This window comes from Rhodococcus sp. BUPNP1 (genome assembly GCF_002215235.1).
GTDB lineage: Bacteria > Actinomycetota > Actinomycetes > Mycobacteriales > Mycobacteriaceae > Rhodococcus.
The window spans coordinates 102,943-116,181 of record NZ_NERM01000012.1 but is presented as its reverse complement, the minus strand read 5'-3'; the positions used below and the strand labels follow the sequence as shown (position 1 = coordinate 116,181).

The window sequence follows — 13,239 nt, the reverse complement described above, 5'->3', positions numbered from 1 at the left end:
CCTTACTTCTGTGCCGTGATCGGAGCGGCGAGCTCCTGCTCGTCGATGATTGCCTGCAACTTCTCGAGCGTCTCGTCGAGGCCGGCGCCGAGGCGCTTGCCCGGTGTGAACGTCGCCGGGAGATGCCGCATGCCCTGGATGACGCCGATGGAGTCGTAGTGCACCGTCGTCTCCGGATCGCACGTGTAGTCGGGCATCCGGTCGAGCACGGCGAGGAGCATGCGCTTGAACACGGTACGTGCCAGGTTCGAGCCGATGCACCGGTGAACTCCCAGGCCGAAGCTGAAGTGGCGGTTACCCTTTCGCTCCATATCGATCGAGTTCGGATCGTCGAACAGTGCCGGGTCGCGGTTGGCCATCGCCCACGACAGCCACAGACGCTCACCCTCCTTGAACTGCGTCCCCTTGAACTCGCAGTCGGCGGAGAACGTGCGACCGTCGCCCGGCGACGGGGTGAAGTACCGCAGGAACTCCTCGGTGGCGCTGTCGAGCAGGCTGTCGCGTTCCCGGCTGAGACGCTCGCGCTCGCCGGGGTTCTGGCTCAGCCACTCGAGTGCGTGCGAGGTCAGCGCCGTGGTGGTGTCGAAGCCGCCACCGATCAGCAGGCTCAGGATGCCGAGAAGCTCCATGTCGTCGGGCTTCTCACCGAGCACCTCGACGTCGGCGATCGCGTTGATCAGGCCGGGGCGGGGCTTCTCGCGGATCTCGAACAGGTTCGTGATCAGGTCGATGCCCATGTTGCGGTGCAGTTCGCCGACGCGGGCGATGTCCGGGGAGTCCGGCGGGGTGTAGATCGCGGCGTGGACCGGCTCGCAGTACACCTCCCACTTCTTGATGGGGACACCGAGCATGGCGAGGGTGATGACGGCCGGCACGATGTTCGCGAGATCGTCGACGAAGTCGATCCGTCCGCTCTCGATCTTCTCGTCGAGGCTCGCACGCACGACCTCGTCGATGACGGGGATCCACTTCTTGATCGCCGCGGGGGAGAGGTAGGGGTTGAGCAGGGCGCGGAACTCCCGATGCTCGGGGTCGTCCATCTCCAGGATTCCGCCGCGCACGCCGGAAGCGCGTTCGGCTGTCGGAATCATGATGCCCTTGTAGCCTTTTCGGACACCTTTGATGTCGTGGTCGTTGGAGACGTTCGGGGATCGGACGAGGTTGAACACCTCGTCGCTGCCCGCGGCGACCCAGTGGCCGCCGTGGGTGTCCGACCAGGCCATCGGGCATTTCGACTGCATCTCTTCCGTGATCGGAAGGAAGTTGTCGCGGTAGTCGGGTGCGTGCCGGTCGAACTGGTAGACCGGAGTGCGGTGGGATGTGTCGGCAACGACGTCGTCGACGCTCATGACTGTCCTCTCTGACGCTTCGATCGGGGCTGTCGAAACGTTGGTGGTCAGGAGATCTGAATGGCCTGCTCAGGGCAGGACCGGGCGGCTTCGCGCACGGCCTCCTCCAGATGGGCGGGAACGTCTTCGACGACGGCGGTGGCGTGCCCGTCGATGTCACTGAGTTCGAAGACGTCCGGTGCTGCCATGGCGCACAGGGTGTGGCCCTGGCAGCGCTCGGGGTCGACTTTCACCTTCACGATGTTCCTCCCGGTAGAGGGTGTGAGTTTGTTCGGGCTGTAAACGTCCTCGCATACGCCGGGCCCGTCCGCGACGGGACGGTCAGATATGGAAGTCGTACCACTTGAGATAGCCGCCGCCGTCGACGCGCATCTGCATGCCGGTGACGTAGCGCGACTCGTCGGAGGCGAGGAAGAGCACCATGTTGCTCGAATCCTCGGGTTCGATATACGGAATCGACATCGCCTGCTGCACACCGAAAGCGGGCTCTGCATCCTGCCGGGTGGGCTTGTCGAGGTCGGGACGGAAGGACCGGTACATCGGTTCGCTCTGCAACATGTCGGTATTGCAGTTGGTGGGGTGCAGTGTGTTGGCGCGGATACCACGCGGAGCCAGATGTGTAGCGAGGGTGTGGATGTACTGTGCCAGTGCGCGCTTGGAGAACACGTAGGCGACGCCGCCGAGGTCCTTGCCGGGCTGGTCGACCTTCGAGACGTCCATGAGTGCGGCGGTGGAGCCGGTCGCGATGATCGATGCGCCTTCGGACAGGTGCGGAAGCGCGGCCTGTACGGCGTTCATGGTGCCGACGAGATTGGTGTTGACCACGTCGGTCCACGCCTGGGTCTGGGGTTCGCCCTTCATGCCGGCGACACCGGCCTGGGCGACGACGATGTCGAGCTTGCCGAGCTCGGCGATGCCCTGTTCCACGGCGGCGTTCATCTGCGCGGCGTCGCGCACGTCGGCCTCGATGGCGACGATGCGTCGGCCTTCCTTCTCGACCAGGCGCACCGTTTCCTCGAGGTCCTCGGGCGTCGCCATCGCGTAGCCCATGGAGTCGATGTTCTTGCAGATGTCGACCGCGATGATGTCGGCACCTTCGGAGGCGAGCTTGACCGCGTGGCTGCGGCCCTGACCGCGGGCTGCACCGGTGATGAAAGCGACCTTGCCTTCTACACGTCCCACTGGATTGTCCTTTCGGTTCGGGTTCGGCAGATGGGGATGTCTCAGGTGTTGCGCCCACCGTTGACCCCGAGGATCTGACCGGTGATGTATCCGGCTTCTTCGGAGATCAGGAAGGAACACGCGGCGGCGATGTCCTCGGGCTGCCCGACGCGGCGGACCGGGGTGCGCTGGATGTGTTCGTCGATGGTGCCGCCGAGCAGACCCTTCTCGGCGGAGCGGTGCAGCATGGGGGTCTCGACGAAGCCCGGCGGTACGGCGTTGACGGTGATGCCGGACGGACCGTATTCCAGCGCAAGTGATTTGGTGAGTCCGTTGACGCCGGCCTTGGACGAGACGTAGGCGGTCATGAACTGCTGACCCGACTGCGCGCTCGACGACGAGATGTTGACGATGCGTCCCCAGCCGGCCTCGAGCATGTCGGGCAGGGCGGCCTGCACGCAGTGGAAGACGCCGCCGAGGTTGACGTCGACAACCTTCTGCCAGGTCGCGTAGTCGATGTTGTGGAAGCGCTTGTAGAGCTCGAGACCCGCGCCGTTGACGAGAATCGTGACGGGGCCGAGCTGCTCGCGGATCCGGGTGAAGGCGTCGTCGACCTGTGCGCGGTCGGAGACGTCGACCTTGTACTCGAGCTCCTCACCGGAGGGGTTGAGATCGAGCACCGCGACCTGGTGGCCGTCCTTGCGCAGGCGTTCGGCGATTGCCTTGCCGATTCCGGAGCTTCCGCCCGTGACGACCGCTGTCTTCACTGCCACGGTTCGTCACCGACGATCGTGGTGCGGCGCATGAGGCGCTCGGACGACGGGTCGTAGGGCAGTGCCCGGTGCAGCATGCCGGTGTTGTCCCAGACGACGAGGTCGCCGACCTGCCATTCGTGGGAGTAACAGAAGCGTTCCTGTGTGGTCCACGCGAGCAGCTCGTCGAGGAGTTCGCGGCTCTCCTCGGGGCGCATGCCGACGATGTGATCGGCCGTGGCGCCGATGACGAGGGAGCGTCGTCCGTCGCGGCGCTCCCAGACGAGGGAGGACTCGCGGGGCGGCAGCGCACGCCAGCGTGCGACCTGCTCCTCGGTGGGGTCGGGGTAGACCAGACGCTGGGCGGCCTCGAAGCTGTGGACGACGCGCAGGCCTTCGTACCGCTTCTTCTCGTGGTCGGGAAGATTCTCGTAGGCGGCGTAGGTGCTGGCGAACTCCGTTCCGCCACCGACCATTGCGACGTGGCGGGCGGTGAGTGTGGTGGCCTTCGCCGGCACCTCGTTGGTGGTGTCGTCGATGTGCCAGTGGAACGTGCCCTTGAGGTATTCGGCCGTCGGCGTCTTGGCAGGGTCGAGCGAGACGGTGAAGATCTCTTCGCCCGGGACAGGCATGACGACCTTGCCGAGCTTGCGACTGAAGGCGACCTGGGCCTCGTCGTCGAGGTGGATACCGCGCACGAGAAGTACGCCACGCCATTTGAGTGCCTCGAGCAGCTGGGCGACCACACGCTCGTCGTCGAGGCTGTCCAGGCCGGTGACTTCCACACCGAGTGACGGGCTGAGGGCTGTAGTGCTGATCACAAGAATCTCCCTTCCGGTTGCGAGAACAATACTCTCGCGCAATTGGGAGCCGCAAGACCCGGAGAATTCGCCCATGCGGGCCGCTGTCGCGTGGCGCGGGTCACTCACGGGGCTATCCTGCCGGACTGCTCCTTGCTAAAGTTCTCGAAAGTCGGACAGATTAATTCTCTGATCTGAGAATGTGATTTCCACACGATGCGAGGAGATGGGATGTCAGTGCAGGAGAACGGAGCCACCGCGGTGGCCGACGCCGCGACCACCGAAGTGGCGAAACGGCTGCTGATCGACGGGAAGCTCACCACCACCGAGCGCACCTTCGCTTCCTACAATCCGGCGACCGGTGAACTGGTGGGTTACGCCCCCGATGCGGGTGTCGAGGAGGCGGAAGCCGCCATCCGTGCAGCGCGACGCGCATTCGACACGACCACCTGGTCCACCGACGTCGAGTTCCGGATCAAGTGCCTCGACCAGCTCTACAAGGCCCTGCGCGACAACGTCGAGGAACTGCGCGAGCTGACGATCGCCGAGGTCGGCGCCCCGCGCATCCTCACCCACGGCAACCAGGTCGACGCGCCGCTCGAGATCGTGAAGTACTACGCCGACCTGCTGCGGAACACCGAGTTCACGGAGGACCTCGGCGACGTCGAGTTCCGCGGACAGCCGCACCGCCGCTGGGTGGAGAAGGAAGCGGCCGGCGTCGTCGCCGCGATCGTCGCCTACAACTACCCGACCCAGCTGGCCATGGCGAAGCTGCCGGCCGCGCTCGCCGCGGGCTGCACGGTGGTGCTCAAGGGCGCACCCGACACCCCGCTCGTCACCCAGGCGCTCGCCGAGATCATCGCCGAGCACACCGACATCCCGGCCGGTGTCGTCAACATCATCTCGTCGTCGCAGGTCGCACCGGGCGAGCTCATGACCACCCATCCGGACGTCGACGTCGTCACCTTCACCGGTTCGACCCCCGTGGGCAAGAAGATCATGGCCGCCGCCGCCGACTCGCTCAAGAAGGTCTTCCTCGAGCTCGGAGGCAAGTCGGCCCTCATCGTGCTCGAGGACGCCGACTTCGCGACCGCCGCACAGTTCGCCGCCTTCAGCATCTGCTCGCACGCCGGACAGGGATGCGCGCTGACGACGCGTCTGCTCGTCCCCCGCGACAAGCACGACGAGATCGTCGCGCAGGTCGCCGGGATGATGCAGAACGTGCCCTACGGCGATCCGTCGAACCCGAAGATCTACATGGGCCCGGTCATCAGCGAGAAGCAGCGCGAGAAGATCCACGGCATGGTCGAGCGCGCCGTGGCCGACGGCGCGACCCTCGTCACCGGTGGCGAGAAGGTCGATCCGGGCTGGTTCTACAAGCCCACCCTGCTCGCGAACGTCGACCCCGACAGCGAGATCGCACAGGAGGAGGTCTTCGGACCGGTCCTCGCCGTCATCCCGTTCGACGGCGACGACGATGCCGTGCGGATCGCCAACAACTCCAAGTACGGCCTGTCCGGTGGTGTGCTCACCGCCGACGAGGAGCGCGGCATCGCGATCGGACGCCGGATCCGCACCGGCACCTTCTCCGTCAACGGCGGCAACTACTTCAGCCCCGACGTCCCGTTCGGCGGTTACAAGCAGTCCGGCATCGGCCGTGAGATGGGCAGGGCCGGACTCGAGGAGTTCCAGCAGCTCAAGGCGTTCTCGAAGGTGGTGACGTCGTGAAGCCACTCGACGGCGTCCGCGTCGTCGAGGTCGCGATGTACGGTTTCGTTCCCTCTGCGGGTGCGGTGCTCGCGGAGTGGGGCGCCGACGTCGTCAAGATCGAGCACGCGGTGACGGGCGACCCGCAGCGGGGTCTGCGGCAGACGGGAACCCTTCGTGTCGAAGGTGATCCGAATCCGAATGTCGAGCACGCCAATCGCGGCAAGCGCAGCCTCGGCCTGGACATCTCGATTCCCGAGGGCCGTGAGGTGCTGCTCGAGCTCGTGCGCACCGCCGACGTCTTCCTCACCAGTTTCCTGCCCAAGGTGCGGACCAAGCTGCAGATCGACGTCGACGACATCCGTGCGGTCAACCCGAAGATCGTCTACGCGCGGGGGAGTGCGCTCGGCCCGCGCGGCGTCGAGTCCGGCAAGGGCGGATACGACATGACGGCCTTCTGGGCGCGCGCCGGTGTCGCCGCGACGCTCACCCCGCCCGGCATCGAGGGGATGATCGCACCTCCCGGACCCGCCTTCGGCGACACGATCTCGGGCACGAACCTCGCCGGCGGTATCGCGGCGGCGTTGTTCAAGCGTGAACGCACGGGCGAACCCTCGGTGGTCGACGTCTCGCTGCTCAGCAGCGGGGTGTGGGCGATGGGCCACACCATCGCACTGTCCGCGCATCTCGGGCAGCACATGGAAGCGCCGAAGGCCGGTGGCCACGGCGCCCCGACGAACCCGCTCTCGGGTGTCTACGGCACCGCGGACGGACGCTACATCTCGTTCGTGATGCTGCAGCCGGCGAGGTTCTGGGCCGATGTGTGCACGCACATCGACCGCACCGACCTCATCGACGATCCGCGTTTCGCGGACGCACAGTCGATCGCTGCGAACACCGTCGAGGCCGTCGAGATCCTGCGCGAGGTCATCGGCAGCCGCCCGCTCGCGGAATGGGTCCAGCGGTTCGGCACGCTCGCCGGGCCGTGGGCACCGGTCCAGGACTCGCTGCAGGTCGTGAGCGACCCGCAGGTCCGCGACAACGAATATCTGGTCAAGGCAGGGGAACTCGAGCTCGTCGCCAATCCGGTGCAGTTCGACGTGACGCCGCCGCAGACCGGACCGGCACCCGAGTTCGCCGCCCAGACCGAGGAGATCCTGCAGGAGCTCGGTCTGGACTGGGAGCGCATCATCGAGCTCAAGACAGCGGGCGCAGTCACCTAGTCGGGGGCTGCACCCGGTTCAGGGAGGGCCAATGCCTTACATCGCATCGATCGGAACGTACCTGCCGTGCTGGGGTACTCCCGACGCCAGGATCGCCGGTGACGACGAGGACGCCGTCACCCTCGCCGTCGAGGCGGGCCGCGCCGCGCTCGAAGCGGGCGGATCCGTCGAGTACGTCGTCCTCGTCGGCCGGGATCTGCCGCTGACCGAGAGCAGCAACGCCGCGGTCCTGCTCGCAGGACTCGGACTCGATCCCGAACTCGAGGTGATCGAGCGACTCGGGGGCGCGCCGGCGACGCTGGACGCCCTCGGCTCGGCGCGACCACGGACACTGGTCATCGGGGTCGACCTGAACTCGGCCGGTGCGGCGGCAGCCCTCACCTCCGATCACGGGCTGCAGGTGCGTACCGCCGCACGCGTGTCGCGCAGCCTGCCCGTACGTACGCGGAACGCCTCCGGCGACATCCACGACTACGGGGACCCGAGACTGCTCAGGAAACGGGGATATCTCGCCTCGCTCGCGACGGCCTGGGTGGACACCCCGGCCGTCGTGGCGGGAGTCCCGGCGCAGCACGCCGCCTCGCTCGCGGCCACCCAGACCACGGATCTGCCGACGACGGGCGCGAGTTCGGCGCTCTTCGCCCTGGCCGCGATGGCGGAGTCCGGTCTCACCGGACCTCTCGTCGGAGTCGAACAGGCCAGCCTGTCGGGACTGACCGTCGCGGAGGGAACGGCCGAGGTCCGTCGCCGGGAGAGACCGGCACGGCCCGTGCTCGATTCGGCACAGACCCTGCCCGGCGAGATCCCGATCTCGCTGGCGGCCTACGAGCGGGCCTTCGAAGCCAAGGTGCGATGGGAGGGTGGCCGTTTCCTCGACAGCGACCAGGTCGACTTCCCGCCGCGCTACCGGATCGACGAGGACGGCTCGCTCGACACCGAGTACACCTTCGTCGAACTGCCGCGCACCGGGACGGTCTACACCGAGGTCACCGTGCACGTGCCGGTGCCGGGTCTGCGCACCCCGTACTCGCTCGTCGTCGTCGACCTCGACGGTGTCGGAGTGCGTGCGCTGGTGCGGGTCACCGGCACCGTCGCAGGCAGCGTCGACATCGGTGACCGGGGACGACTGGTGCTCCGCCGTATCGCGGTGCGCTCGGGTGTCCCCGACTACGGGTACGCCTTCGAACCCGATTCGGACCCCGTGGACGAGGAGGAAGCGGCATGAGAAAGGTCGCGATCGTCGGCGCAGGAATGACACCCTTCGCCGAACATTTCGCTCTGGGCATCCGGGACCTGCTTCCGATGGCCTTCGCCGACTGCGCGGCGAGCGTCGACAAGGGCGTGCGGAAGTCGGACATCGACGCGGCATGGTTCGGATCGATGGGGACGACGGACGGTTTCCCGTCCGGGATCCTCGCCGACACCCTGGGTCTGCACGACGTTCCGGTGACGCGGGTCGAGAACTCCTGCGCGACCGGACACGACGCGATCCGCAACGCCGTCTACGGCATCGCGTCTGGGGCGTGCGACGTCGCACTCGTGATGGGTGCCGACAAACTCCGGGAGACGGCCTCGAAGGGCATGCTCTGGGAATGGGAATCCATGACGCGCGACATGGCGTGGGATTTCCCGCTCGGCCTCGCGCAAGCGGGTTTCGCGCTGCACATGCGCCGCTATCTGTACGAGTCGCCGGCCACCCGTGAACACATGGCGATGGTCGCGGTGAAGAACCACCGCAACGCGTTGAACAACCCCAAGGCGTGTCGCCGATTCGAGTTGACGGTGGAGGAGGTACTGGCGGCCGACACCGTGGTGACGCCGTTCGGTGTCTACGACTGCGCGCCGCAGAGCGACGGTGCGGCGGCGCTGATCCTGGTGGCCGACGACGTCGTCGACCGCTACACCGACAGGCCCGTCTGGATCCGCGGCACCGGTCTGGGTTTCGACGCCGTGATGCACCAGCACAAGCGCGATCTCACCTCCTTTGCGGCGACCCGGCGCGCGGCGAAGCAGGCGTTCGGTGCGGCAGGGGTAGCACCGGGCGATATCGACGTCGCCGAGATCCACGACTATTTCACCGGAATCGAGATCATCAGTTACGAGGACCTCGGATTCGCCGAACGTTTCGAGGGTTTCAAGCTCCTCGAGGCGGGAGTCACCGAGGTCGGAGGATCGCTGCCGGTCAATCCCAGCGGTGGCCTGAATACGAAGGGGCACCCGCCCGGCGCGACCGGTGTCGCGCAGTGCGTGGAACTGTTCGGGCAGCTGCGCGGACAGGCGGTCAATCAGGTCGACGGTGCGCGAACAGGTCTCGCGCACAATGTCGGAGGCCCGACGGCCGTTGCCGCCGTGACGATCCTGGAGGGCCCCGGAGGCTGATCCGTACGTCCATCCGGCATCGCTGATCGGCAAGGACCCGTGCACCCGTCCGGTGCACGGGTCCTCGTCGTGCGTACGAGGCGGCCCGTCACCGCTCTTCCGTCTCGTATCTCGAATATCTTGCAGCACTGCAAGATTGCCGTTCTGAATAATTAGCAACTCCATTCGCCTTTTCTGTAATCCATATTGCCGCGGCCACACGCAGGCTCTAATGTGTGGGGCATCACAGGTAGTGCACTCTGCTCGTGTTCTGCGTCGCCGCGATCCACGGCCTCGGTAGTACGACGAAAGTTGAGTCGGATGTTTCTCACAGTTTCGAAGAAGGTGGGCCGCAGCCTGCTGGTGGTCCTGCTGGTGACCATCGCGGTCGTCGGCCTGCTCGGCCTCGCGCCCGGCTCCGTCGCCCAGGTCATCCTGGGGGAGAACGCAACTCCCCAGGCGGTCGCCGAACTGAACGCCAAGCTCGGCCTCGACGCGCCCTTCTGGAGCCAGTACTTCGGGTGGCTGTCCGACGCGGTCCGGGGCGATCTCGGAACCTCGCCGCTGACAGGTCAATCCGTGAGCGAGGCCATCGCCGAACGGCTGCCGGTCACGCTCCAGCTCGCCGCGATGGGTCTGCTCATCGCACTGGTGGTCGCACTCGTCATGGGGGTGATCTCCGCGTCCCGCCCGGGTAGCGCCGTCGACCGCGGCATGAACGCCCTGTCGGCCGTCTTCCTCTCGGTGCCCGCCTTCATCGCCGGCCCCGTCCTGATCTACTTCCTCGCGATCAAGCTCCAGATCTTCCCGGTGATGGGCTGGTCCCGGATCGGAGAAGGTCTCGGCGACAACTTGCGCAGCGCGATGCTCCCGGCGCTCGCCATCGCGCTCACCGAGATCGCGGCCTTCCACCGCCTGCTCCGTACCGACCTCATCGGCACACTCCGTGAGGATTTCATCGCCGCGGCCCGGGCCAAGGGGATGCCCTCCTGGTACGTGATGTTCCGGCACGCACTGAGGCCCTCGTCGTTCTCCCTCATCACCGTCGCCGGCATCAACCTCGGCCGCCTCATCGGCGGCACGGTGATCGTCGAGACCCTGTTCGGCCTACCGGGTCTGGGCCAGCTCGTCGCCTCCTCCATCACCTCCCGCGACGTGATCATGGTGCAGGGGGTCGTGGCCTTCATCGCCGTCGTCTACGTGGGCATCAACACCCTCGTCGACCTCAGCTACCAAGTCATCGACCCGCGGGTCAGGAAGGTGGTCGGAGCATGACGCAGGTCGCGCTCGAGAAGAAGGACGACGCACAGCGGGTCGAGTCGGCCACCCCGGATCTACCGAAGGTACCCGCCGCCAAGAAGACCCGCTCGGTGCTGGTCTACCTGTCGATCGTGTGGCTGGTTCTCATCATCGGTGCCGCGATCTTCGCAAGCGTGCTTCCGCTGGCGCCGTACAGCGTTCCGGTCGGGCCACCGCGGACGCCCCCGAACCTCGACTCCCTCGACACTCTCCTGGGAACCGACACCCTCGGCAGGTCGATCCTGTCCCGCGTCGTCTACGGCGCCCAGGTCTCGCTCGTCATCGGCGCCGTCGCCGGTCTCGTCGGCTTCCTGATCGGATCGTTCTTCGGCATGCTCGCCGGCTACTTCGGCAAGCGCGTCGACGCCGTGATCTCGCTGCTGGCCGACGCGATGCTCGCCTTCCCGCCGCTGATCCTGCTCCTGGCCCTCGCCTCGATCCTCACCCCGAGCGTGCGGACCATCCTCTTCGGTCTCGGCCTGCTGGCGATCCCGTCGTTCATCCGCCTGTCGCGAGCGAACACCCTCGCCTGGTCGTCGCGTGAATTCGTCAGGGCGGCGAAGAACATGGGTGCCGGCAGCGGGCGGATCCTGTTCCGGGAGATCATGCCCAACGTCCTCGCACCCCTCGCGTCGTACATGCCCATCGTGATCGCGGCGCTCATCGTCGCGGAGGGATCGTTGAGCTTCCTCGGCCTGGGCATCCCGCCGCCGCAGCCCAGCTGGGGCGGAATGATCAACGACGGCAAGGACGCCATCGCCACGTCACCGCACCTGGTGTTCGTTCCGGCGCTCGTCATCTTCTTCACGGTGTTCGCCCTCAATCAGGTCGGTGACCACCTCCGCACCAGGTACGACCGCACGCTCCACGACTGAGATCCCGAAAAGCGCTCGTACCCAGACTTTCCGATGAAAGGTCGACCATGATTCGACGTAGAAGAATGTTCGCGGCGGTCGCCGTGGCCTGTTCCGCCGTACTGGTCCTCGGGGCCTGTGGATCGGGCGGTTCCGACACCGCCTCGGCCCAGGACACCGCGGCGGTCGGCGATCCCGTGGCGGGTGGTTCCGCCACCATCCTCCAGGCCGGTGAACCCCGTTCGCTCGATCCGGCCGCGCTGTCCAATACCTGGGCCCATCAGCCGGTGCTGGGCAACGCTCTCTACGGCGAGCTGATCATCACGAACAACGATACTTTCGACGTCGAATATCGCATGGCGACGGACTTCTCGACCGATGACAACGGGAAGACGTTCACACTCGTGCTGCAGCCCGACCTGAAGTTCAGCGACGGAACACCGCTCGATGCCGCCGCGGTGAAGTTCAACTGGGACCGTCTCAAGGATCCCGCGCTCGCCTCGACGACGATCCGTCAGGCGTCGCAGATCGAGTCGACCGAGGTCGTCGACCCGACCACCCTGCGCGTGACGATGGTCGAGCCCAACCCGCAGTTCGCCCAGGCCATCGTGGCCGGTGCACTGAACTGGATCGCCTCGCCGGCAGCCCTCGAACAGGGACAGCAGGCGTTCGACGAGAACCCCATCGGTGCAGGGCCGTTCACGCTCGTGAACTGGACCCGTCAGGACTCGATCCAACTCGAGAAGAACGAATCGTACTGGGACGCACCGAAGCCCTACCTCGACGGACTCACGATCCGGACGGTGGCCGACTACAACCAGCGGTTGAACGCCGCCACGACGGGCGCCGCAGACCTGTCGATGGAGTCGAGCTGGACCAGCCTCAATCGTGCCGAGGCAGGAGGCCTCGCCACCATGGTGACGTCCACCGGCGGCGGTCAGTTCGCCGCGATGAACTTCCGGCGGGCACCGTTCGACGACGAGCGGGCACGCCGCGCGGTGTCGCTCGCGGTCGATCTCGATGCCGTGAACACCGTGGTGTACAACGGCGAGGGCGACATTCCCCGCACGCTGTTCCCCGAGGATTCGCCCTACTACTCCGACATCCCGCTGTCCGAGACGAACGCCGAAGAAGCGCAGAAGTTGTTCGACGAGCTCGCTGCCGAGGGCAAGCCCGTCTCGTTCACCTATCTGGCCTACCCGACTGCCGAGGCGCGCTCTCTCGGCGAAGCCATCCAGGCTCAGCTGGCGAGTTTCGAGAACGTCGACATGCAGGTCGAGGTGCTCGATTATCCCACCCTCACGGCTCGCAACGGTGCGCGTGACTTCGACATGGTCATCTCGTCGGCGATCACGCAGGATCCCGACTTCCCGCTGTCGATCGCGTTCGACTCCACGTCGACCGGCAACTTCACCGGTGTCAACGATCCGGAGCTCGACGCAGCTCTCGAGCGCGGCCGGTTCGGCACGACCGTCGAGGAACGCAAGGAAGCGTACGACGTCGTCCAGCAGCGTCTCGCCGATCAGGTGGTGGGTCTCTGGTACGTCCGGGCCACTCCCTCGGTCGCCTACTCGAAGGATCTGCAGGGCGTGCAGCTCTACACCCTCGGATCGCCGATCCCGGCCGAGTTCTGGCTCAGCAACAACTAGCCGATACAGCCGACAAGACGGAAGGGGCCGGCTCGCCGTGACCACTCAGCCGATTCTCGAAGTGAGAAATCTCCGTGCCTACATCGG

General features: G+C 66.3%; 12 protein-coding genes. 7 read left to right on the top strand and 5 right to left on the bottom strand.

Going from position 1 to position 13,239, the window contains the following annotated elements; translation table 11 throughout:
* Positions 1-2: 2 nt before the first annotated feature.
* From B9C99_RS14300 to B9C99_RS14280, 5 genes are all read right to left on the bottom strand, one after another.
* Complete coding sequence (locus B9C99_RS14300) at positions 3-1,349, bottom strand: cytochrome P450 (protein WP_088898329.1); 1,347 nt, start codon at positions 1,347-1,349, stop codon at positions 3-5.
* A 47-nt stretch (positions 1,350-1,396) separates the two neighbouring features.
* A complete protein-coding gene (locus B9C99_RS14295) occupies positions 1,397-1,588 on the bottom strand; it encodes a ferredoxin (RefSeq protein WP_088898328.1) in 192 nt (63 codons plus the stop codon).
* An 82-nt stretch (positions 1,589-1,670) separates the two neighbouring features.
* Positions 1,671-2,531 carry a mycofactocin-coupled SDR family oxidoreductase gene (locus B9C99_RS14290; protein WP_088898327.1) on the bottom strand — a complete coding sequence of 287 codons (861 nt, stop codon included), beginning with the start codon at positions 2,529-2,531 and terminating at the stop codon, positions 1,671-1,673.
* 41 nt (positions 2,532-2,572) lie between these two features.
* Entirely contained in the window at positions 2,573-3,277 is a 705-nt protein-coding gene (locus B9C99_RS14285; RefSeq protein WP_088898326.1) for an SDR family NAD(P)-dependent oxidoreductase, read from the bottom strand.
* Positions 3,274-4,083 (bottom strand): TauD/TfdA family dioxygenase, encoded by an 810-nt coding sequence (locus B9C99_RS14280; protein ID WP_059384060.1) that lies wholly within the window; start codon positions 4,081-4,083, stop codon positions 3,274-3,276. Before B9C99_RS14280 ends, B9C99_RS14285 begins: the two co-directional genes overlap by 4 nt.
* 210 nt (positions 4,084-4,293) lie before the next feature.
* Between B9C99_RS14280 and B9C99_RS14275 the strand changes: the two genes are divergently transcribed.
* The 7 genes from B9C99_RS14275 (at position 4,294) to B9C99_RS14245 (ending at position 13,152) form a co-directional block, all read left to right on the top strand.
* Positions 4,294-5,790 (top strand): aldehyde dehydrogenase family protein, encoded by a 1,497-nt coding sequence (locus B9C99_RS14275; protein ID WP_088898325.1) that lies wholly within the window; start codon positions 4,294-4,296, stop codon positions 5,788-5,790.
* Complete coding sequence (locus B9C99_RS14270) at positions 5,787-6,992, top strand: CaiB/BaiF CoA-transferase family protein (RefSeq protein WP_088898324.1); 1,206 nt, start codon at positions 5,787-5,789, stop codon at positions 6,990-6,992. Before B9C99_RS14275 ends, B9C99_RS14270 begins: the two co-directional genes overlap by 4 nt.
* Before the next feature lie 31 nt (positions 6,993-7,023).
* Positions 7,024-8,217, top strand: a complete 1,194-nt coding sequence (locus tag B9C99_RS14265; RefSeq protein WP_088898323.1) for an OB-fold domain-containing protein — start codon at positions 7,024-7,026, stop codon at positions 8,215-8,217.
* Positions 8,214-9,371: a thiolase family protein gene (locus B9C99_RS14260; protein WP_088898322.1), complete on the top strand. Its 1,158-nt coding sequence runs from the start codon at positions 8,214-8,216 to the stop codon at positions 9,369-9,371. Before B9C99_RS14265 ends, B9C99_RS14260 begins: the two co-directional genes overlap by 4 nt.
* Positions 9,372-9,671: 300 nt before the next feature.
* The gene (locus B9C99_RS14255) at positions 9,672-10,625 is read left to right on the top strand and encodes an ABC transporter permease (RefSeq protein WP_088898321.1); all 954 of its coding nucleotides are present in this window, start codon (positions 9,672-9,674) and stop codon (positions 10,623-10,625) included.
* Positions 10,622-11,524: an ABC transporter permease gene (locus B9C99_RS14250; protein ID WP_088898320.1), complete on the top strand. Its 903-nt coding sequence runs from the start codon at positions 10,622-10,624 to the stop codon at positions 11,522-11,524. The genes B9C99_RS14255 and B9C99_RS14250 overlap by 4 nt, the downstream gene beginning before the upstream one ends.
* A gap of 47 nt (positions 11,525-11,571) precedes the next feature.
* Complete coding sequence (locus tag B9C99_RS14245; protein WP_253250077.1) at positions 11,572-13,152, top strand: ABC transporter substrate-binding protein; 1,581 nt, start codon at positions 11,572-11,574, stop codon at positions 13,150-13,152.
* Positions 13,153-13,239 lie beyond the last annotated feature (87 nt).